The organism is Mucilaginibacter sp. HD30 (genome assembly GCF_054061755.1).
This window is the reverse complement of record NZ_JBSSEO010000001.1, coordinates 4,107,199-4,130,651: the sequence shown is the minus strand read 5'-3', so window position 1 is coordinate 4,130,651 and position 23,453 is coordinate 4,107,199. Positions and strand designations below refer to the sequence as shown.

13 protein-coding genes are annotated in these 23,453 nt (G+C 41.7%); 2 read left to right on the top strand and 11 right to left on the bottom strand.

Annotated features, from left to right (window positions below):
- Window positions 1-30: 30 nt before the first annotated feature.
- Complete coding sequence (locus ACVW2L_RS19445; protein WP_457129613.1) at window positions 31-1,431, bottom strand: DUF4270 family protein; 1,401 nt, start codon at window positions 1,429-1,431, stop codon at window positions 31-33.
- Window positions 1,432-1,446: 15 nt separating this feature from the next.
- Window positions 1,447-2,271, bottom strand: coding sequence for a glycogen/starch synthase (locus tag ACVW2L_RS19440; RefSeq protein ID WP_457129612.1), 825 nt, complete (start codon window positions 2,269-2,271; stop codon window positions 1,447-1,449).
- Window positions 2,272-2,424: 153 nt separating this feature from the next.
- Here ACVW2L_RS19440 and panC point away from each other — a divergent pair, with 153 nt between their 5' ends.
- Both panC and panD read left to right on the top strand, forming a co-directional pair.
- A complete protein-coding gene (gene panC, locus ACVW2L_RS19435) occupies window positions 2,425-3,261 on the top strand; it encodes a pantoate--beta-alanine ligase (protein WP_457129611.1) in 837 nt (278 codons plus the stop codon).
- A 176-nt stretch (window positions 3,262-3,437) separates the two neighbouring features.
- A complete protein-coding gene (gene panD / locus ACVW2L_RS19430; RefSeq protein ID WP_457129610.1) occupies window positions 3,438-3,788 on the top strand; it encodes an aspartate 1-decarboxylase in 351 nt (116 codons plus the stop codon).
- A gap of 271 nt (window positions 3,789-4,059) precedes the next feature.
- Here the strand turns inward: panD and ACVW2L_RS19425 are convergent, their stop codons facing one another.
- The 9 genes from ACVW2L_RS19425 to ACVW2L_RS19385 all read right to left on the bottom strand — a co-directional run bounded on the left by ACVW2L_RS19425 (window position 4,060) and on the right by ACVW2L_RS19385 (window position 23,367).
- On the bottom strand, window positions 4,060-5,499 hold the full coding sequence (locus ACVW2L_RS19425; RefSeq protein WP_457129609.1) for a TolC family protein: 1,440 nt from the start codon (window positions 5,497-5,499) through the stop codon (window positions 4,060-4,062).
- Between the two features lies 1 nt (window position 5,500).
- Entirely contained in the window at window positions 5,501-6,178 is a 678-nt protein-coding gene (locus tag ACVW2L_RS19420; protein WP_457129608.1) for an ABC transporter ATP-binding protein, read from the bottom strand.
- Between the two features lie 52 nt (window positions 6,179-6,230).
- Window positions 6,231-8,648, bottom strand: coding sequence for an ABC transporter permease (locus ACVW2L_RS19415; RefSeq protein ID WP_457129607.1), 2,418 nt, complete (start codon window positions 8,646-8,648; stop codon window positions 6,231-6,233).
- Window positions 8,649-8,780: 132 nt separating this feature from the next.
- Window positions 8,781-11,207 carry an ABC transporter permease gene (locus tag ACVW2L_RS19410; protein WP_457129606.1) on the bottom strand — a complete coding sequence of 809 codons (2,427 nt, stop codon included), beginning with the start codon at window positions 11,205-11,207 and terminating at the stop codon, window positions 8,781-8,783.
- Window positions 11,208-11,244: 37 nt separating this feature from the next.
- Window positions 11,245-13,602: an ABC transporter permease gene (locus ACVW2L_RS19405; protein ID WP_457129605.1), complete on the bottom strand. Its 2,358-nt coding sequence runs from the start codon at window positions 13,600-13,602 to the stop codon at window positions 11,245-11,247.
- A gap of 88 nt (window positions 13,603-13,690) precedes the next feature.
- A complete protein-coding gene (locus ACVW2L_RS19400) occupies window positions 13,691-16,078 on the bottom strand; it encodes an ABC transporter permease (RefSeq protein WP_457129604.1) in 2,388 nt (795 codons plus the stop codon).
- Between the two features lie 31 nt (window positions 16,079-16,109).
- Window positions 16,110-18,467, bottom strand: coding sequence for an ABC transporter permease (locus ACVW2L_RS19395; RefSeq protein WP_457129603.1), 2,358 nt, complete (start codon window positions 18,465-18,467; stop codon window positions 16,110-16,112).
- A 30-nt stretch (window positions 18,468-18,497) separates the two neighbouring features.
- Window positions 18,498-20,873, bottom strand: a complete 2,376-nt coding sequence (locus ACVW2L_RS19390) for an ABC transporter permease (RefSeq protein ID WP_457129602.1) — start codon at window positions 20,871-20,873, stop codon at window positions 18,498-18,500.
- Between the two features lie 79 nt (window positions 20,874-20,952).
- Window positions 20,953-23,367, bottom strand: coding sequence for an ABC transporter permease (locus tag ACVW2L_RS19385; RefSeq protein WP_457129601.1), 2,415 nt, complete (start codon window positions 23,365-23,367; stop codon window positions 20,953-20,955).
- Window positions 23,368-23,453 lie beyond the last annotated feature (86 nt).

Genomic DNA, 23,453 nt, shown 5'->3' with positions numbered 1-23,453 from the left:
AAAGAAACAACACTTCTGTACAGAAACGTGTTATTTAGCCACTTTGCTATAAATTATATTAAGCTTTATACGATAGGGCGAAGGGGAGTCTTTATCAAAGCCCCCTGCAGCAGTACGGCCATCCAATTGCGGATTAGGCGTTACATCGCCAAAATAACTTGATCCCTGGTTATCCGCAGCGCCTAAATAGGCTCCATAATCAACAACTTTCCCACTTATAAGGTCTTGTACGTAAGCGGTTACTAAAAAGTGATATTCTTTTTTTGCCACATTGTAAAACCCTCCATAGGATGGATTTGAACGAGGATCTGTTGAAGTGTTATCCTGAATGTTGATACGCTGTTTTGCCAGATCCAACCTATAAAACATTAAGCTTCTTAATGCTTCGTAAGGAAATGTTGTACCGGGCTGAGCAGATATAACAAGCTCTGCACGGTTAACAATTACATCGCTTCCAACTTTGCTAACAATCTCTTTTAAATAAGGGAACTGTATTTTGGCTCTTAGCCCTAATAAACCTTGCAAATAAAAATTACCGCGGGTTTTTTGGGTACTGGCCAGCTCGGTTGCTATAACGGTGCCGGTATAATTATGGCTTATCTCTGCAGCCCTTACTGCACTTGGCAAAATTATATAGCTGGTATCTGCTTTATCCACTCCATCTGTAGTTGTCTTTACTTTGAAGTAAACCTTAACAGAAGCAGAATCCATATTTAACATAAACGTACCGCCGGGGCCTGTTTGCGCTTTATCAAGCGTAACATATAAACCATTAACCGCATTCTTAAAAATAAGATTTGATGACAACTGTGATGCCCCCGCATCAAACAGGTTTGCTCTGACAAAAGCCGGATCAATTGGTATACGCAGTTGTGGCGCCACTTTTAGTAATGAATCCTTCTGGGCTCTTACAGGCTCTACAACAGTAACGCTATCATGTGTACGCGAAAAAAACGAGCGCGTGCCTAATAATGTGCTTTTACGCTTCCACTTTTTTGAAGCCAGGTACCCGGTTGAACTTAGCACACGTTCATCCAATTGGTAAACATTAGCTTTAAAACGGGTTGTTATAGAGTCGCCATAAAAACCACTTTGATAGGGTAGCACTAATACAGCCGAATCTATTAAAATAGTACCCGTTGGCAAAGTATAGCTAGCTTTGCTGGGAAGGTTCAAATCCATTGCAATATTGGATTCTGTAACGCCAAAAACCGGGTCTTTAAAATAAGACAGGGGTGTTTTTATTAAAGCCGATGTAATAGCATCGTCTTCGCGTATAGTACTGATAAATACAGATGATGTGTCTATTAGCTTGCCTTCAATAAGGTTATCATTGTTAACACCAAGATTAACAGTCCCTTGCTTTTTACAGCCGCTTAAAATAAAAAGACTTATTAACAGGGTCAATAAGTCTAATCTGAAAAATTTCATATATGATCTCAAAGCTTATACAACATTTACCAATTCTTCGGTGGTAATTTCGTCGTAAAAATTGTAATAATTTTCGAAATCTGCAGTAGAATTGAACTCTAAAACCGATTTATGGCTGTTTTTAACATTATTTAACACATCCTCATCAATATTCTCGCTGGCAAGCACAATGCCATCACTGTAATGAATGGCTCCTTCGTAAAGCGATGTGTTGGTGCCTGGTTTGTATATTTCGGTGTGTTGTTCTGTCATGCCACTCATAACTGCCTTTTGGGCAAAATCGGCGGCCATTTCGCCTTTAAAATCATTGTCATAAATAGAGTAAACTATTTTTGAATGCTTAAAAGTCGGATCGTCTTTATAAGTAGTTTTTAGGTACGCCGGCACTAATGCGCTCATCCAGCCGTGACAGTGTATAACGTCCGGAGCCCATCCTAATTTTTTTACCGTTTCCAACGCTCCCTTACAGAAAAATATCATCCGCTCATCGTTATCGGCATAAAACTTCCCGTCTTTATCCTCAAACACCTGTTTACGCTGAAAATACTCTTCGTTGTCCAGAAAATAAACCTGCATACGCGCTGCCGGTATAGAAGCAACTTTAATGATCAGCGGATTATCATTATCATTAATGATAATATTCATACCCGATAAGCGGATCACTTCATGAAGGCGGTTCCTGCGCTCATTAATATTACCGAAACGAGGCATAAGGATACGGATCTCGTAGCCTTTCTCCTGCATTGCCTGCGGAAGCTGCCGTGTTATTTCAGAAATTTTGGTGAGTTCAAGGAAAGGCGACATTTCATGAGTTATAAACAATAGCTTAGATTTACCCATCTCCAATTCAGAATTTAAATTATAAAACTTACCCAAAAAAATTGGGTTTGCAAATATAAGCAATATAATAACAACTATCAACCAATTACACAAGTAGTTTGGTTATTACTGATCTATTATGCAACTTAGCCCCCTTTTGTTGTTGCCAACGCCGTGAAACATTTTTATACCATACAAAGTCTTGCCCAATACTTGTTTCCGTTGCGGCAAAAAGGCCTTAAAATAGGCTTTGTGCCTACAATGGGGGCCTTGCACAACGGGCATTTATCCCTCATAAACATTGCCCGGCAGCAATGCGATATAGTGGTGTGCAGTATTTTTGTTAATCCAACCCAATTTAATGACCCTCGCGACCTGGAGAAATACCCCCGCCCCATTGCCGCCGATATACAAAAACTGGAGCAGGTAAAAGCTGATATTTTATTTGAACCTGCCGTGAACGAGATGTATGCCGATAATGAGCATTGGCATTTACAGATAGGCGATTTAGAGCATTTGCTGGAAGGAGCATCCCGCCCGGGCCACTACCAGGGCGTTACACAGGTAGTTAATAAACTGTTTAACATTGTTAAGCCCGACGTGGCTTTTTTTGGTCAAAAGGATTATCAGCAGTTTTTGGTGATAACTAAAATGGTTGACCTGTTACACTTACACGTTAAGCTGGTAATGTGCCCCATAGAGCGCGAAACCGACGGCCTGGCCATGAGCTCGCGCAATGTGCATTTGTCTGCTGCCGACAGGCAGCATGCGCTGATATTATCAAAAACCTTAAATTGGTTTGCAAAAAATGTTGGCCGCACGGGTATTGAACAAGCCGTGGCTGAATGCAAAAAAATGATACATGCCCAACCGGGCGTGCATCTGGATTACTTTGAAGCCGCAAACCCTGATACACTACGCCCGGCCCAACAAGGCGATACTAACTTAGTAGCATTAGTGGCCGCTAAAGTGGGTAATACGAGGTTGATAGATAATGTGATTATTAGTTAATGGGTTATGGTTCATAGAGCATGGTTCATAGTTGAAGGTTCATAGCGTATAACGACATGTCCTTTTTTAACTCTTGATTCCTGGTTCTTGATCCTTGATTGTTTTTTACATAGCAATGTATTAACTATGAACCATCAACTATGAACTATCTGCCATAAAACATTACCTTTGCCCCCATGATTATTGAGGTATTAAAATCGAAGCTTCATCGTGCGCGCGTTACCCAGGCAGAACTTAACTACGTGGGCAGCATTACTATTGATGAGGATTTGATGGATGCGGCAAATATTATTGCCAACGAGAAAGTGCAGATAGTTAACAACAACAACGGAGCCCGTTTTGAAACCTACGTTATTAAAGGCGAACGCGGTTCTGGTACCATTTGTTTAAATGGCGCCACCGCCCGCCTGGCGGCGGTTGGCGATATAGTTATCATCATGTCATACGCGTACATGGAAATGGATGAGGCGCGCAAATACGAGCCTATTTTGGTGTTTCCGGATAACGATAATAAGTTATTAAAGTAACCGTCAATCCCGGTCTTTAATTCGCCACTGTTGCAAAAGTGTTGCTAATCTGTTGCTTTTCTGTTGCTATTCTGTTGCAGATTGTCGCTAAAAACAGCCAATTTTTAGCTTTTACAAGCAGCTAAAAGCCAGTCATTTACAACCCAATCAAGTGTGTCGTTGCTGACGAATAAGTCATTGACAACCATTTGCTTAAATTACTGTTAATCAAATAATTATATTTTTTCGTTAAGGGGAACACATATTTTTTGCAACACCCGTTTTTATCAGTCTATAAGGCTAATTTTCCCTGGTAATAATCCAATATACGTGTGCGGACCAAGTAATCGTACCGGGCCGTGATCAGGCTGGTTTTAGCCCTGTCCAGGTTACCTTTTACAATCAGAAAATCAACAGATGTGCTGGCTCCGGCATTAAAACGTGCCTCTGCAATATTAAAAGAAGCTGTAAAAGCCTCCGTTTGGCTCAGTACAAGCTGATAGCGTTCGTAGGCTGCCGCCATATTATCATAAGCTTTATCAATGTTTACTTTTAACGCTAACTGGTTGGTTTGCTCAACGTCTCGCGCGGTTTGCAGGTTTAACCTGGCTAAGCTTATTTTATTACGATTTTGAAAATAGTTGAGTATAGGTATCCTGAGCTGCAAACTAATATTGGTGCGATAGTTATTTCTAAACTGATCTACATAAGCTATGTCTTGCCCAACGAAGTTAGATTGCGTGGTATAAACTGTTTGTCTGCCACCGCCCGTAGTTTCTATAAACTGGCTGGTGGGCACGACCGTTTGGTTAACAAATACAGACCGTTGCGCAGCGCTTGAATAGGTTGTATTTACCCCCCCGTACAGCGCCAGCGATGGCAATAAAGCCCCTTTTGCTACCTGTACAGCTTTCTCGGCGCTTTGCCGCTTCAACATTCCGGATTTTACCGACGCAAAGTTGTTTAATGCAACACCGTAAACCTGATCGGCCGAATCGCCGTAGCGTTGTGCAATGGCATCACCTGGCTGGCGCTGCAGCTTAACGTCTTTTCTGTATGGCACATTCAGCATCTGTAGCAGGTTAAGCTTATTTATAGCTATACTATTTTGCGCGTTTACGATGCTAAGTTGATCGGTCGCCATCTGCCCTCTCAGATCAAACAGCTGCTGCGGTGGTATTGCACCCTCCCTGTTCAAAACATCTGCACGGTCTAACTGACCTTGCGAAACAGAAGCCTGCGTTCTGGCAAGCACCAACTGATCCTCGCCGCTAAGTACTTGTAAATACGCTATGATAAGGTTTAGGGTAAGGTCGTTTTTGGCTTGTTCAAAATCCATCCTCCCGGCCTGATAGGCCAAAGCGGTTTGTTTAATACTGTTCTGCAAGGTTAAGCCGCTTGATAGCACAAGGCCACTGCTTAACCCGTAGCTACCCGATGTTATTGGCTGATCAAGGTAACCGTTGGTAAAAGGATTCAAGCTTCGGCCCTGACTAAAGCTTTGGCTTGCATCCCCGCTGAGCGAGGGCAGCAGATTTTCGCGAGCCTGCTGCCAGGAAACGCGGTTGGCCTCCATTTGGGCTGCCGTTTGTCTTATTACCAGGTTGTTTTTTATGCCAATATCCAGGCATTGCTGCAAGGTGAGCACACTGTCTGTCATCTGCTGGGCGGTAACATGCTTGCCTGCGACCAACAGCATTAAAATAATAAAATATCTACCTAACTTGCCCATTTCAAAGTTGTTGTGAGGATGCAATGGCACCATCCAGCAGATTAATAATACGTGTCCCGTATGCGGCATTTTTCTCGGAATGGGTTACCTGTATAATGGTCATTCCTTCTTCTTTATTCAACTTGCGAAAAAGCTCCATTATCTCCTCGCCTTGCTTTGAGTTAAGGTTACCTGTAGGCTCATCAGCCAACAGTAGTTTAGGTTTTACAATGAGCGCGCGGGCTATGCCAACCAACTGCTGCTGCCCACCCGAAAGCTGCGAAGGAAACAGATCTTTTTTACCTACTATCTGAAAACGATCCAACATATCAGCTACCAGGGCCTTCCGCTCAGATGCTTTTACATCATGATAAAGCAATGGGGTTTCAATGTTTTCGTAAACATTCAGCTCATCTATTAAATGGTAGGCCTGAAATACAAAGCCAATATTCTTTTTGTACAAAGCCGAGCGCTGTTTTTCTTTTAGCTGATGAACAGGCTCGTTGACAAAATAGTGATAGCCTCCTGATGGTTCATCCAGCATGCCAATAATGTTAAGCAAAGTTGATTTTCCGGAACCTGATGGGCCCATTATGGATACAAACTCGCCGGCGTCAACGTCAAGGCTGATATTGTTGAGGATGTTAACCTGAGCTCCTCCGTTTTTATAGTATTTTGATATGTTTTTTAATGATAGCATCAGCTTAATATTAAATTAGTGTTTTATTGAATCATTGATATTGACAACTGCATTACTCGCGCCTTAAACTTTTAACCAGGTTTGCGGTAGCTGCTTTAAAAGATTGAAAGCTAATTGTAGCAAAGGCAATAAGTACAGCGGCCATTCCTGATACGCCAAATATCCACCAGGATATGTCTGCTCGGTAGGCAAAGCCCTGTAGCCATTTATGCATAATATACCAGGCAAATGGCGTGGCAATAAGCAAAGCGATAAGCACCAGCTTTATAAAATCAAGAGATAACATGCTCAGGATGCTTGCTATACTTGCACCCAGCACTTTACGTATACCTATCTCTTTTGTACGCTGTTCTGCAGCATAGGCCGACAGGCCGAAAAGCCCAAGGCAGGCAATTATTATAGCAAGCGAAGTGAAGATAATAGAGATCTGCCCCACGCGTTGCTCGGCCCTGTAAGTGGCTTCAAAATCCGCATTCATAAAAGAGTAGCTAAATTGCTTCGAGGGCGCAATGGCTTGCCATTTGCTTTTTATCTGATCCATTAATGACGGTAAATTTGCCGACTTTAAACGAATCCCCAGGTTTCCGTTATCGTAGGCCATTGTCATCACCACCGGCGAAATATTTTCGCGCATAGATTCGAAATTAAAATCTTTAACTACGCCTATTATGGTGTAAGGTTTTTGCGCTTTATCATCGCCCTGATTGCGGTAAAGCGTTTTACCAAGCGCATTATTAAAACCTAAAAATTTCGCGGAAGTTTCGTTAATAATTAATGCGCTTGAGTCTGTACCCATCTGGGTTGAGAAATTTCTGCCTGCAACCAATTTCATACCCAGTGTATTTATATAGTCTTCGTCAACGTTCCATGCTTGGGGAAATATTGATTTTTTCGGATCCCGGGTAGCGTCCTTTCTAAATATAGAAGTGCCGCGTTTTCCGGTAGTTGGGAGGAAGCCGCTGACGGTCACATCCTTTACTCCCGATAGTTGCTTAACTTCCTGCTTAAATGTTTTAGTTTGGTTACCTAATGCAAAGGCATCATGTATCACCAGCACCTGATCGCGGTTATAACCCACATCGCGGTTCTGAATGTATTTAAGTTGTTGATAGATAACCAGCGTACCCACTATTAAAAAAATGGATATGGCAAACTGAAAAACAACCAACGCACTGCGCAGATTTCCCCCTTTAAAACCTTTTGCCAATTTACCTTTAAGTACATCAACAGGGTTAAAGGCCGATAAAAAGAATGCGGGATAAATTCCGGCCAGGCAGCCTATAAGCAATACCGATATTAACAACCCCGGTAACATCCACACAAGGGCTAAATTATTAATAACTATATTTTTTGCAGCTATAGCATTAAAAGCAGGCAGCACGCTTATTGCCACGCAAAAAGCTATAATTGCTGCGATAAAAGTTACCAAAACAGACTCCGTTAAAAACTGACCGATCAGAAAATTTCGCGTTGAGCCTAATACTTTGCGTACGCCAACCTCGCGGGCGCGATTAGATGAACGCGCTGTAGACAGGTTCATGAAATTAACGCAGGCTATTATCAGGCTAAAAATAGCAATGGCAGAGAAGATGTAAATGTATTGCACAGTGCCGTTAGCAGACAATTCACCCGTCATGTTAGAATGCAGGTGTATATCCGTTAATGGCATCAAACTCATTCTGAAATAGCTGCCGCTTTTTTCAAATTGGTCATAGTTCATGCCAACGGCCTTTAATATTTGCGAGCCACTGTAATGCCTTATCAGTTGCGGAAATTGGGCTTCCAGCTTTTTATAATCAGCGCCTTTACGCATTAAAACATAAGTGTTGTAGTCGCTTCGCAGCCACTCGTCCGAACGGCTATCAGCCCAACCGCTCATGGCCATTATAAAATCAGCTTTAAAATGCGATTGTTCAGGAATATCTTTTATCACCCCTGTTATTTTCAATGCAGACTGACCGGGCAGTATTAGGCTTTGGCCCACAACGTTAAGCCTGTTAAAATACTTATTAGCTGCCGACTGCGATATAACAACAGTATTAGGCTCATTTAAAGCGGTGGCCTTATCGCCATAAGTTAACGGTAACGTAAAAACATCAAGTAAAGAAGGGTCGGCAAATATTGCATGGTCTTCCGTTAATTTTTCGTTCTCTTTTTGTATGATAATAGTCGCCTTCTTGATTCGGGCAACATTCTCAACATCCGGAAAATCTTTTACCAGCGTTTGAGCCAGGGGCGGCATGGCAACGGCGTATTGTACTTTGTTATCGCCCAGTTTTAGATCTTCGTTCACCCGGAAGATGCGGTTGGCATTTTCGTTATAGCGATCGTAACTTAACTCATCAATTACATAAAACATTATCAACAGCATTGCGGCAAGGCCCAAAGCCAGGCCCCCAATATTAATGGCAGTAAATCCTTTATTTTTCAAAAGAGATCGCCACGCTATTTTAAAGTAATTCTTTAACATTGTACCGTGTTTTGATTTACAGACAAAATACCATACCAAATTACAATTCACTTATTTACAGTAGGTTATAAAAAATGGAATAATACAGACGTTCATAACCGTAACAGTGATTGTTCGGTTATGATACAGTGGTTATTCACTTCTTAAACTTTTAACAGGGTTAGCCAGCGCAGCTTTAATTGATTGAAAACTGATAGTAGCGAAAGCTATTATAACGGCGCCGAGTCCGGCGGCGATAAGCATCCACCACGAGATTGCTACTTTATAGGCAAAGCCTTGTAACCATTTATTCATAAAAAGCCAGGCTAAAGGCGACGCGATAACTATGGCAATAAATACGAGTAACAGAAAATCTTTTGAAAGCATGCCCACAATTGCTGATATATTGGCCCCTAAAACCTTGCGTATGCCTATCTCCTTGGTGCGCTGCTCAGCTGCATAAGCTGCCAAGCCGAACAATCCCAAACAAGCCACTACTATTGCCAGCGAAGTGAATGCAATGGATATTTTACCCATACGCTGCTCTGCGGAATAAATATGGTTAAAGTCATCGTCCATATACGTGTAATCAAATTGGACATTTGGTGACAATGCGCTCCATTCAGCTGCTATTTTGTTGCGAACGGCGCTTTCATTTGTGGTGTTCAAACGTACACTAAGAGAATAGTATTCGTCGTCTGCAATTAAAACCATGGGCGTAACGCTTTCTTTTAACGACTTAAAATTGAAATTTTTGATAAGCCCAATAATACGTAGTGGTTTTACCCTTTTTGCATCGTTATCCCAAAGGTAATACAGTTTTTTGCCTACAGGATGCTGATAACCTAAGGTCTGCGCTGCAGCTTCGTTAATAATTACAGCATCCGAGTCGGTTTTCATTTCTTTTAAAAAATTACGCCCCTCTTTTAATGTTATACCGAGCGTAGGGATATAATCCTGGTCTACGCTCCATTTTGAAGTGTTCAGGGTTTGTGCTACGTCCAATGTAGGTTCTTTAAAAAACGTAATGGAATTATCTGACGTTGCTGTGGGTAAAAAAGCAGTTAATGTTGCGCTTTTTACCCCAGCTAACTGCTCTATATTATGCTTAAGCATTTTAGCTTTTTCTTTACCGAGACTGCCTGTCTGGTGAACTATCATTACTTGTTCTCGTTTGTAGCCTACGTCTTTATTTTGGATGTACTTAAGCTGACTATAAATAACGGTAGTAGCCGTAATCAAAAAGATGGATATAGCGAATTGAAAAACCACCAGCGAACTGCGCAACCGTCCGCCTTTAAAGCCTGCAGCCAGCTTTCCTTTTAAAACATCAATAGGCTGAAAACCCGATAGGAACAACGCGGGGTACGATCCTGCTATGCATCCTACTACAACTACAAACGCGAACATTATAGGTACTAACCAGCCGATGATTTGTGGTGTTACCGTTAACTCTTTACCCGACATTTGATTAAATACCGGCAAAAACACCCAAGCCAAAAATACTGCTATTAAAGCTCCCGCTAATGTTACCAATACCGACTCAATAAGGAATTGTGCTATCAGGTATTTGCGCGACGAACCCAGAACCTTGCGCACACCAACCTCGCGCGCCCTGTTTGATGAGCGTGCGGTAGAAAGATTCATAAAGTTAACGCATGCTATGAGTAATATAAATAAGGCTATTGCCGAAAAAATATATACTACTGTAATGTTGCCGGATTCGCCCAAGCTGTCTCTTACGTTTGAGCTAAAGTGTATGTCTGTAAGCGGCGTAAAACTAAACCTGAAATAATTTCCTGATGCTTCCAGTTTGGCAAACGTCATGCGTATGATGCTTTGAAGCTGAGGCTCCGCATTTTTTACAAGAAACGCGGGCATTTTAGCCGCGAACTTTTTTATATCTGTGCCGGGGCGGAACAAAATATAAGTATGAACATTATTATTGAACCATACCACATCTTCGTTTTGATCGGTATCTACTACAGATAAAAAAAAGTCAAAGTCCAGGTGCGATTGCTTGGGTATGTTTTTTATAACACCGGTTACTTTGTAAAACGAGCTATCGTTAAACGTTACTACCTTGCCAAGTGCATTTACGGTGTTGAAGTATTTTTTTGCCGCTCTTTCTGTTATAACAACAGAATGCGCCCTTTTTAAGGCTGAAGCCGGGTTGCCTTCTGTCATAGGTAAGGTAAACACATCAAAAATAGTTGCGTCGGCATAAACAATTTTTACCTCAGGAATATTTTGGTTCCCTTTTTTAACCCACTGCTTGCCCCCGGACACGAGTCTTGTTACCTGTTCTACTTCAGGAAAAGTTGCTTTTAAGGTTCGGGCGGCTACAGCCGGGGTCTTTGCAAAGCTCCCTTCGGTACCGCCTAATTTCATGTCGTTATTAATTCTGTAGATCCTGTCAGCGTTGACGTTGTATTTATCGTAACTCAGCTCATCAAAAACATAAAATACTATAAGCAAACAGGTGGCCAGCCCTAAAGCCAGGCCAAAAACATTTATCGCGGTAAATCCCTTGCTTTTTAAAAGCGTGCGAAAGGCAATTTTTATGTAGTTCCTTATCATGTGGTAAATTTTAGGTTGTTGTAATATGTTTAATAAATTAATCGCTTCTGAGGCTTTTAACCGGGTTGGCCAATGCTGCTTTTATTGATTGAAAACTGATAGTTGAGATAGCTATTAGAATTATTACAGCCCCCGAAAGCGCAAACACCCACCAGGGGATAGTTGCTTTATATACAAAATTTTGAAGCCAGCTATTTGTAGCCATCCATGCAATTGGCGAGGCAATTAAAAAAGACACGATTATAAGTTGCAGGAACTCTAATGACAGCAAACCAAACAATGATGCTACGCTTGCACCCAGTACTTTCCTGATGCCTATTTCCTTATTACGCTGCTCGGCAACAAAAATGGATAAGCCCAACAGGCCCATGCACGAAATAAAAATTGCCAGCACAGCACTGTAGTTAGATAGCTTGCTTACCAATTCTTCGCTTTTATACAGTTTGTTGTATTCTTCGTCGGCAAATGAATAGTTGAAGGTAAAATTAGGATTTAACCTTTTTGACAATTGTTCCAAGCCGGAAATTGCCTCCTGTGTTTTGCCCGGATCAACGCGTACCAGGATAGTCCCCCATTTCTGGTTATCAGCGAGGCGGATGATCAATGGTTCTATGGCCTGGTGCATAGAATTAAAATGGAAATCTTTTAATACACCAACTATTTTACCCTCCTTGCCTTTGAACCAAAGCGGCATTCCAAGCGGATGTTTATAACCTATTTTTTTTGCAGCCGTCTCGTTTAGTAGAAAGTTGGCAGAGTCGGCAAATTCTTTTGAAAGATCGCGTCCAGCAGCTAACTGTAGCTTCATGGTCTGCACAAAGTCAAAATCGACGACAGCGTCGTTAAGCGAAATATCCGCTTTTACATCTTTACCGGTCCAGCTAAAATTGCCCGTAGAATGCCCGATGACAGTAGGCGACTCTTTCATTTTAGTAATAGCGCGAATGCTGGATATTTTTTGCGCTTCGTTTTTAAATACCAAGTAGTTTTTGATCAGATCCCCTTCAAAAGGAATATAAATAAGGTTCTCACGGTCATAGCCCAGATTTTTTGACTGCACGTATTGCATTTGCCGATAAATTACCACGGTGCCAATCAGCAACATTATAGTTAAGGCAAATTGAAACACAACCAGCCCCTTTCTGAAATATGCCGAGCCGCTACTAAACTTAAGCTTGCCCTTTAAAGTACTTATAGGACTAAGGGAGGCAAGGAAAAAAGCAGGATAACAGCCCGCTAAAAGTGCAGTCAGCACGAACATGCCCGACAAGATGAGCCAAAAGTTGACACTTAAAAAGGGGATGGTTAATTGCTTTGCAGTAACGGCATTAAACATAGGCAACAGCAATATAACCAACACCATGGCTATAACTACCGCCAATAAGGTTAGCAGTACCGCTTCTGATAAAAACTGCGCTATAAGTGTAGATCTGCCTGCGCCAATAACTTTTCGTACGCCAACCTCTTTAGCCCGTTTAGCCGAACGCGCGGTTGCCAGATTAATGAAGTTGATGCAGGCTATTAATAATATAAAAGCAGCTACAATACCGAAAAGATGGACGTACTCAATACGGCCACCATCAATCTGTCCGTTTTTGAAATTGGCATTCAAATACCTCTCCGTATACGGTTGAAGCGCCAACTGAATGTTCGATTCCGGAAGGTGTTGGCGAATAAAATCTTTTATCTTAATGCCAACTTTATACGGATCTGCATTTGCATTCAATTGAATAAAGGTAGCCGGGCTTGTACTTTGCCATTCATTTGCCCAGGATGCGTTATCAGCAACAAACGCTGTCCAACTCCTTAAAAAATCAAACTGCTGAGAGGAATTAGTGGGGACATTTTCAAAAACTGCTGTAACCTGCAGATTATCGTTATTTTCATACCGCATCATTTTTCCCATCGCGTTTTGGGGTGAACCAAAAAAGAGTTCGGCCATTTTGCGCGAAATAGCAATATCATTCCGGGCATTGATCGCAGTTTCAGCCTTACCCTGTAATAATTGATAGCTAAACATTTTAAAAAAGTCGGGACCGGCATAAGTACCATCTTGCTTTAATACTTTTTTATTTACCTCAAACGTACGAGGGAAGCTTTGTTCTAAGCCGGCTGCGTACCGAATTTCGGGAATGCTCTTTTTAAGCTCATGAGCAAGTAGACCCTGGGTGAGATAACTTGCGTCGACCTTGCCTTCATTTGTTTTGCGTTCATACACCTGGTATAAATAATCACCGTTGGCATGAAAACCATCTACGCTACGCTCATCCTTAATCCAGAGCATTATCATCAGACTACACGCCAATCCAACGGAAAGCCCCGTGATATTGATAAAGGCGTTTGCCTTATGCGTGATAAGGTTGCGCCATGCCACCTTTATATAGTTTTTAAACATTTGTCCCTCCCGATCTTTCTTAATGAAGATGTGGTTTTAATTTGCTTTGATATATTTATGAACATGTTGACTGGCTTCTGCAAACTGCTTACTCGCTTCTTAAACTTTTAACCGGATTAGCCAGTGCTGCTTTGATCGATTGAAAACTGATTGTACATAAGGTAATTATTATCGACACAATTGCTGATATCAGGAATACACCGGGGCCTATGCTTATGCGGTAATCATATTTTTGGAGCCAGCTTTGTAAAAAATAAAGCGCTACAGGCGACGCTATTAAGCCACTGATTAATACCAGCAATATGAAGTCAGATGAAAGCATTATCCATATCTGGGTTACAGATGCACCCAGTACCTTACGAATACCTATCTCTTTGGTGCGTTGCTCGGCTAAGTAAGCGGCTAAGCCAAACAAACCCAGGCATGACACAAAAATTGCAAGGCAGGCAAAAATACCGGCTAGCTTACCAACTAAAACCTCTAAATTAAATTTCTGGTCGTATTCGTCATCTACAAACTTATAGCTATATGAGTAAGCCGGGTTGTATTTGTCAAACACCAACCCTATCTTGTTTATTGTTGCGTGAGTATCGGCATTTTTAGGCAGACGGTACATAGCGTATGAGCCCCAGGTTAAATGCGAAAAAATAGCGGGCATAACCGAGGTAAAAGGCGACTCCATTAGCGCATCCTTTACAACACCAATAATCCTCACCCGTCCGTCATCGTGGTTGTTCCAGCTTATCAATTGATTGATAGGGTGTTTTAAACCCATACGCTTTACAGCCGCCTCATTAACTATAACATTGTTAGTATCAACGCGCCAATCTGATGAAAAACCTTTCCCTGCAATCAAGCTAATACCCAATGTTTCAAAATAAGTTTCGGATGCATAAATGGTACTTATGTTAATACCCTCATCCTGTGCTGTTTTACCCGGCCAGTCTTCTAAGGTTGTGTGTGATCGTACTTCGGTGGCAGAACTTGTAGCTCGGGTTATACTCTCTACTAAACCTGCTTGTAAAAGATCGGCCCTTAAGCTGTTGTAATTTTTATTTAAATCATCGCTCATATCGGTCATCACTAGCTTTGATGAATCGTATCCCGTCGGGCGGCTTTTAACATGTTGAATCTGCCGGTAAATAACTACTGTACTAATAATTAAAGCTATTGAACAGCTGAATTGCACCACCACTAAAGCCTTACGGCTAAATGCATTGATACCCGTTGTTTTAATCACACCTTTCAAAACCGTTGACGGATTAAAAGACGACAAGTAAAAGGCCGGTTTGCTCCCGGCTAATAAACCGGTTAATAAAACATAACTTAACATAGCTACCCAAAAAACAGCACTGGCATAGGGTATGCTGATGTTATTGCCGGTTAAGCTATTAAAATAAGGCAGTGCCAATAAAACAATTAACAAAGACAATACAAATGATATAACTGTGATCATTACAGATTCTGTTAGAAACTGTATGATAAGATGGCTACGTTGTGAGCCTATCGCTTTACGTACGCCAACCTCTCGTGCTCGTTTTTCAGATAGGGCTGTAGCCATGTTCATAAAATTAATACAGGCTATTAGCAATACCAGCAAACCTATAAGACTAAACATGCGCACATAATCAATAAATCCGCCCACAGATCTTCCATCTTTGAAGTCGGAATAGAGGTGCCAGTCTTGCATGGGGTGCAGCCATAGCTCGGGTTTTGAAGGCCGCATCCGTTCGCTGTTTTTTGACACCAAGTTTTTGATCTTAGCATTTAAAGCAATATGATCAGCACCAGGTTGAAGCATTACAAATACCTGGTAGGAATTATTGGTCCAATTGGTAATTTCTTGCTTCATCCAATCGTCCGACTGTATGACGTAGTTAAACGGGAAAAGAAATTTAAACTGAAGAGTTGAGTTTTTAGGTAAGTCGTCTATAACCGCCGTTACTTTAAGGTTATTGCGGTTATCTATTTTTACCAGCTTATTAATTGGGTCGGCATTACCGAATAATGATTTAGCAAGTGATTTTGTGAGTACAACAGAGTAGGCATCTGCAAAGGCGGTACTGACACTCCCTTTAATTAACTTGTGCTGAAATATGTTTAAAAAATCAGTTCCAACCGCTGCTCCCTTAACGTAAAGCTTTTTATCACCCACCATTAGGTTATGTTGCCGCATTCCATCGCTTTCAGCGATATATTTAATTTCGGGATATTGTTTTTTAAGCGCTCCAACAACCGGTATAGAAACGTTATTCTGCGTATGCGTACCATCATGCGTACTGGTTAGGTTCATTTCAAGCTGATATAACCGGCCATAGTCTGGCATCGAACGATCATAAGAATATTCATTAACTACCCATAAGGCAATCAGCAACGCAACCGCCATTCCTGTGGCAAGGCCTACAATATTTAATGCGCTGTAAACTTTATTTCTTACCAGGTGGCGCCAGGCTATTTTTATGTAGTTCTTAATCATATTATAGGTTTTAGGTGTACATTTAATTAATCTATTCGCTCCTTAAACTTTTAACCGGGTTAGCCAGTGCTGCTTTAACGGCATTGTAACTAACGGTAAGTAAAGAGGTAACAATGGCAACGGCTGCTGCCATTACAAAAACCCACCATGGTACCGCTATACGGTAAGCAAACTTTTGAAGCCAGTTGTGCATGGCCCACCATGCAATAGGCGATGCAATGATGACCGACAATACAACCAGCTTTAAAAAGTCTAATGACAGCAATGTATTTATAGACACAATGCTTGCGCCCAATACTTTGCGTATACCTATTTCTTTTACGCGCTGCTCAATGGTAAACGCAGCTAAACCGAATAAGCCTAAAGTTGCCAATATGATAGCGATTACAGTAAACAAACTGAATATTGATGCCAACCTGTCTTCTGCCTTGTATTGCGCGTTAAAGTCTTCATCCAAAAACGAATAGCTAAATGGTGTTTCCGCATCATATTTATTATAAACTTCGTTTACGCTATTCATGAAGGATGGTATATTGGTATGCGGTTTAATCTTAATATAAAGCGTAAATCCAAACCGGCTCCAGTTAGCAGATGAGTCAGGCTTTACAGCCATTGCCAACGGCTGTATGGTTGACGCTAATGACATGGAGTTAAAATTCTTTAACACCCCGCCTATTTTATACTTCATGCCGGCAGTTCCTATTTCTGTCCCAACCGGATTTGGCTCAAGATGCAACTTGCTAATAGCCTCCTCATTAATAAAAAGTTCATTTTGATTGCTGCTTCCCGTTGAAGATGGCTTATACTTCCATTTTAGATTTAAAAGCCTCGCAAATTGACTGTCAACTTCCATATAAGTAACAAAATTGGTTTCGTTGCTTATCTTATCGTCCAGCATAAGTATATTATAACTCGGGTCAAAAATATTGTGCTGCGATGTTGCCACCAGGCTATCGCCTACAAGCGCTTTTATGTCCTGATTAAATGCCTTGTAATTTTTACCAAAACTGGAAGTGCCCGGTATTATAAGAACATTTTCGCGATCAAGGCCGGTATCGGCATGTCTGAAAAAATACAGTTGCCTGTCAATGGTTATCCCACAGATAATAAGGGCTACCGCTATGGTAAACTGCAGGGTGGTGAATACTTTACGTACTATAACACCGCTATTGCTTTTCCCCATTTTGCCTTTAAGGGTGCTGGCAGGTTTAAATGCCGAAAGAACCAGTGCCGGGTAGCTGCCTGCTATTATAATGGTTGTTAAAAGTAACATCGTTAACAGCGATAAAACTACAGGGCTATATAAAAATGTATTGTCAATTTTAAGCTGTAGTACGTTTAAAAACCAGGGTTTAAAAAAGATGAATATTACAAAAGCCAATACAAAAGACAGAAGCGTGAAAAGAGCCGACTCAATAAAAAACTGAATGGCTATAGTTTTTCGGCTTGCGCCGGCTACTTTCCGTACTCCTACCTCTTTAGCCCGCAAAGTAGCCTTCGCGGTAGCCAAACTCATGTAATTAACCAGTGCAAGCAGTAATATCAAGGCTGCAACAAGCGGGAAAATTTTAAGAAAACTGCCCTGTGCCCCCGCGCCAAAAACACCTTTTATATGCTCATTAACCAGCGGAACAAGCCCAAATTTACTTTCATCACCTTTTTTAACAGTTGATTGCACGCTGCGGATCAAATCGGTTGTGTCGGCCGCATTTTGTAAGGCCAGATAGGTTGTACCCGATACTCTGAAACTACCATACTCGTGCATCTTCAACATGCTAAGGTCTGAGGCAAGGAAATTAAATTTGATGGTTGAGTTGGATGGATTATTGTCTGCAACACCAGTAACCTGATACGTATATACGCTATCTGTTCTGATAACGAGTGTTTTACCAAGTGGATCATTGTGGCCAAAGTATTTTTTAGCCATGTCCTTTGATATAACCACCGAAAACGGATCCTTAAGCGCGGTGTTCACATCACCGGATAGCAGCTGAAATGAAAAAAATCTGAAAAAATTTTCCCTGGTGAATAGCAGGTCTTCTTCTGCAAATTTATTATTGGGAGATGAGGGCAGGCTTACAATAACCTTTTTAACATGTTTATGAATACTTGCGTATTCTTCTACCTTGGGGTGTGTTTTCTTGATCTCTTCTCCGGCATTATACCGTGCAAATTCCATTCGGTTCTTGCCAAAACTACTTACATAATGCGCGGTGAAGATGCGGTTAGCGTTTTTATGGAAACTGTCATAGCTTTTTTCATGCGCTACATATAGCATTATCATTATGCAAACAGCCAAACCAACTGCCAAACCGGCAATGGTAATAACACTATATAGCTTTTGCCTAATGAGGTTACGCCAGGCTATTTTTATGTAGTTCTTAATCATATTGTAGGTTTTAGGTTATCGGTTTATTGATCATTCGCTTCTCAAACTTTTAACAGGGTTTGCCAACGCAGCCTTTATCGACTGAAAACTAATAGTAACAAAAGCTATTAGCATGGCTAAGGCCCCGGCAAGTACAAACACTGAATAACTGATAGATATCTGGTAAGCGAAATTCTGCAGCCATTTATGCATACAATAGTATCCTATAGGTACGGCTATCAGTGTAGCTATTAATACCGGCTTAAGCATATCTTTTGAGAGCAGCAGCAAAATATTTTGTACAGACGAACCCAACACTTTGCGCACGCCTATCTCTTTGGTGCGTTTGGCTGCCGTGAAAGATGCCAACCCAAATAAACCCAAACAGGCAACAAATATCGCTAGGCCCGCAAAAATGCTCAATATAGTTTGCTGGCGCAGATCAGCTTTATACGCTGTATCAAAACGCTGATCAAGAAAGGTATATTCAAAAGGGTAAACCGGAGCCACGCTCTTATAAACCGACTCAACGGCGGCTATGCCCGCCTTTACCTGCCCGGGTTTAAGTTTTACCAATATCACCCGCCAATCTTCGCCCGGCGAAATAACCAGCGGTTCAATGTTCTCTTTTAATGATAGGAAGTTAAAGTCTTCTACCACTCCAACTACCTGTCTGCGCAAGCTGTCGCGTCCTATGTTGTGGATCCATTTGCCAATAGCTTGCGCGGGACTGAACCCAAGTTGTTGTGCAGCAGTACGGTTAATTAAAACAGAGCCGGCAGAATCGGTTCCGTATTGTGCAGAAAGATCCCTGCCTGCAATTATTTTAAGTCCCAAAAGTTTGGTGTGATCAAAATCTGCGAACTCTGTGCGCGGCTTAAACGTCTCGCGCTGGCCCTCGGCATTAAAAGCATGAATGTCATGAAAGCCGCCCGGCTCGCCAGACATTAAAGAAACCGCTTCAATACTATTGTTTGCTAAAAGTTCGCTTTTAAAAGCCTTGTTATGGTCGTATATATCACTGTTATCTATTTTAATAACTACTGTTTGCTCTTTATCATAACCCAGCGACTTGCCCTTGATGTATGCCATTTGTCGGGTCATGACAATAGTGCCGATTATTAAAAAGACCGAAATGCTGAACTGAACCACCACCAGCGTTTGCCTTAGCAACACCCCGCTTTTGCCTAAACGCAGCTTACCTTTCAGCGCCTGTATAGGCGAAAACGCCGAAAGGAAAAAAGCCGGATAACTGCCTGCTAAAAAGCCTACAGCAACAATAACACCCAATAAAAACAAATAAATGGGCCATGAACCCCACGGACCCGATAGCGTGTAACCCAACACATCATTATAATAAGGCATCAATATTAAAAGCAAACCTGCGGATAAAATGCAAGCAATAATCGCTAACAAAATTGACTCGCCTATAAATTGTAAAATCAGGTGATCGCGCAGTGCGCCTAATACTTTACGCAAGCCAACCTCCTTTGAGCGTTCTACCGCGCGTATAGTTGACAGGTTCATAAAGTTGATGCAAGCTATCAGCATGATCAATATCGCGATAGAGATAAAAATGTATACTACTGCTTTGTCACCGTGCCGTACATTGTCAAAAGCCGAACTCGGCTCAAAATAAATATCGGTTAAAGGCGTAAGCGACAGGTTGACCTTCGACCCAAAACGCTCCATATCCTTGCCCATATACTTATCCATAAATTTAGGGAACTGCTGCTCAAGCCTTGCTTTGTTGCTGTGCTCATTCAGTTCAACATAAACAAACATGCTGTTATTCATCCAGCGCTTAAAACCCTCTAAGTTAACCTGGTTGGCTATTGGTATCACCATCTCAAAATCCAGATGGGTATTAGATGGCAGATCTTTTGCTACGCCTGTTACCTGCAGTTTAAGCTGTTTATCAAAAGTGATAACCTTGCCCATGGCTTTTTCCGCACTGCCGAAATATCTAATTGCCGAGTTTTCTGTAAGAACTATGCTGTTTGGGTTTTTTAATACACTTGAAGCGTTGCCTTTGATGAGTGGATAGGAGAACAACTCAAAAAACCCGGCATCAGTTGAGTATACTTTTTTCTCGTTAAAAGCCTTGTCGCCATAAGTTGACAGGTAGTTTTCGGGTTTTACCCTTACAGCGGCTTTAATATCCTCCGGAAAATCATTCAATAAAGCCGGCGCATAAGGCCCGGAAAGGTAGGGTACATTTGGCTTTGTAGGATCAAACTGCCGCATTACACGGTAAACATTCTTGCCCTTAGCATGAAACTTGTCAACGCTAAACTCGTTGGTGATATATAAAAATATCATTAAACAAACCGTAACGCCGATGGTAAGGCCCAGTATATGAATCAATGAGAATGCTTTATGCTTGTAAAGGTTTCTCCACGCAATTTTTAAATAATTCTTTACCATTTGTCCTCCAAATCTCTCCGCATCAGGCGAAGGAATTTCTTATATGATTATTATTTATGTCTCTCTAACTGCCAACTTATCATTCGCTCCTTAAACTTTTAACCGGATTGGCCAATGCCGCACTTACAGCCTTGTACCCAACCGTAAGCCAGGCCACCAGAAGCGAAGAAACCACTGCCAACACAAAAACCCCTACCGATAATGGTATCCTGAAAACAAAGTTCTGTAGCCAGTTATTCATCATATAATAAGCAACCGGTGTAGCTATCAGGAATGATATGGCTATCAGCAACATAAATTCTTTGGAAAACATAAACACTATCCGACTTACAGATGCGCCTAAAACTTTACGCACACCCACTTCCTTGGTTCGCTGCACTACCATAAACGATACCAAGCCGTATAAACCCAGGCACGAAATGAATATGGCAATGCCTGCAAATATTTTATATATAAGCGCCATCTGGTTCTCTTGCTTGTAAAATTCTGCTATGTTCTCATCAAGGAAATAGCCATTATAAGCATACTCGGCATAAGTTCTTTCCCATTTGCTTTGCAACAATGCCAAGGTGGGTTTCAAATTAGCAGTAGTTAATTTAATGCCAACAACGCCCTGCTGTTTTTTATTTTGCAGTATAACAATTGGCCGTACCGCCTCGCGCATGGAGTTTGTTTTAAAATCTTCAACAACACCTGCTACCTGTCGCCATTTGCCGCCGCCCAGGCGTATAGTTTTTCCTATTATATTATTGGCACTTTTTAAGCCCAATTTTTTTACAAAGGTTTCGTTCACTATTACTTTACCTGCACTGTCATTTTGCAGATAGGGTTCGCCAGCTTTGAAACGAAGGCCGAAGGTTTTAAAATAATCGGCGTCAGCAAATTTGAGGCTGGTTTGGTAATCTTTGTCTACCGTTGAGTTATCATAGTAAAAATTAGTTGACCAGTTGTTCTCTGACGATGGCTGATCTGACATAAATGTTACCGATTTAACATCTGGATTTTGCAGCAACTCCTGCTTAAAGCTTTCCGCCTTTTGTAAACTCAGGCTATCAGTGCTGCCGGGGATGATCAGCACTGCGCTTTTGTTAAAACCCAGGTCGGCAGAGTTAACGTAGTTCATTTGCTTAACAGCTACTATGGTGCCTATTATTAATAGCTGCGATATAGCAAACTGAGTAACTACCAACGCGCGGCGCAGTGGCACACCGCCTACTGATGCCGCCGTAATTTTGTTCTTTAACGCTACAACGGGCCTGAAACCTGACACCACAAGGGCAGGGTAAATTCCGGATACCAACACCACTACTAATATAGTTGCCATCAGGAACAGAGCCGAACCCCATGTAAACAGCTGTATATCAGACGGCACGCTGGCAATGTTCTTTAAATAAGGTACGGCCATGTAAGCCATCGCAATAGCCATAATGAGCGAGCAGATTACTATAAGCCCTGTTTCGCCTAATGATTGTTTTATAAGCTGTGCACGGCTGCTGCCAAGCACCTTACGTATACCCACCTCTTTTGAGCGGCCAACAGATTGGGCTGTAGATAAATTAATGAAGTTAATTGAAGCCATCAAAATAATGAGCAGTGCAATAAGCGACAACGTATGGATGGTGGCCTTGTTGGTAACATGATCGCCAAGGCTGTTGCCAAAACGAGTATCAAAATGCATATCTGCCAAAGGCTGCAAAAAATGCGTTAAGTTTGCTGCCTTTTTTTTGGTATAGTGTTTATTGCCGAATACTTTTAGCCTGGCATTCATAGCCTGTACAGATGTGCCGACAGGCGGCATAATGAATACCTGGTGATTGCTGGTGTTGTTACCCCAAGAGTCTTCCAGGAAATACGCCTCAAGATTTGACTTAAGGCTTTCGTATGATGCTATTACCTTTAAAGGCAGGTCGCTGTCAGAGGGTACATCCTCAATTATTCCGGCTACTTTAAGTGTTATAAGGTTATCCATTTTTATTACCCGGCCTGTGGCAGTTTTCCAGTCGCCAAAATATTTGGCTGCGGTGCTTTTATCAATCACCACATTGCCCGGATTGGCAAGCGCACTAGCGTCTCCGGTTAACCATTTATAGCTGAAAATCTTAAAAAAATCAGGCTCAATAAAAAATACGCCAATTGGCTCAATAAATTTCTTATCGGTGTTGCCTTTGCCTGTATGTACAGTTATCTGGCTGCCGTAACTTGTTTCAAGCGTAGCAATGGTGGCTTCCGGAAAATCGGCCCTTAACGCCGGAGACATAGGTACAGGCGTGCCTACGGTGTAATTAATTTCATCACCCCGCTTCTCACGCAGCACCACGCGATATATATTTTTATAATTGGACTGAAACTTATCAAAGCCCAGTTCAAAGTTTACCACTAAAAATATTAAAAGGCAGGCGGCAACACCAATGGCCAGGCCCACCATATTAATAGTGGAATAAGCTTTGTGGCGAAGCATGTTTCGCCATGCTATTTTTATGTAGTTCTTAATCATATAAACATGTATTGTTCTTTTTTTAGCCCCGCTGCCAGGGGCTGGTCAGAGCCCCCGCAACACCTTCGGGCCAATCGTATTGTGTA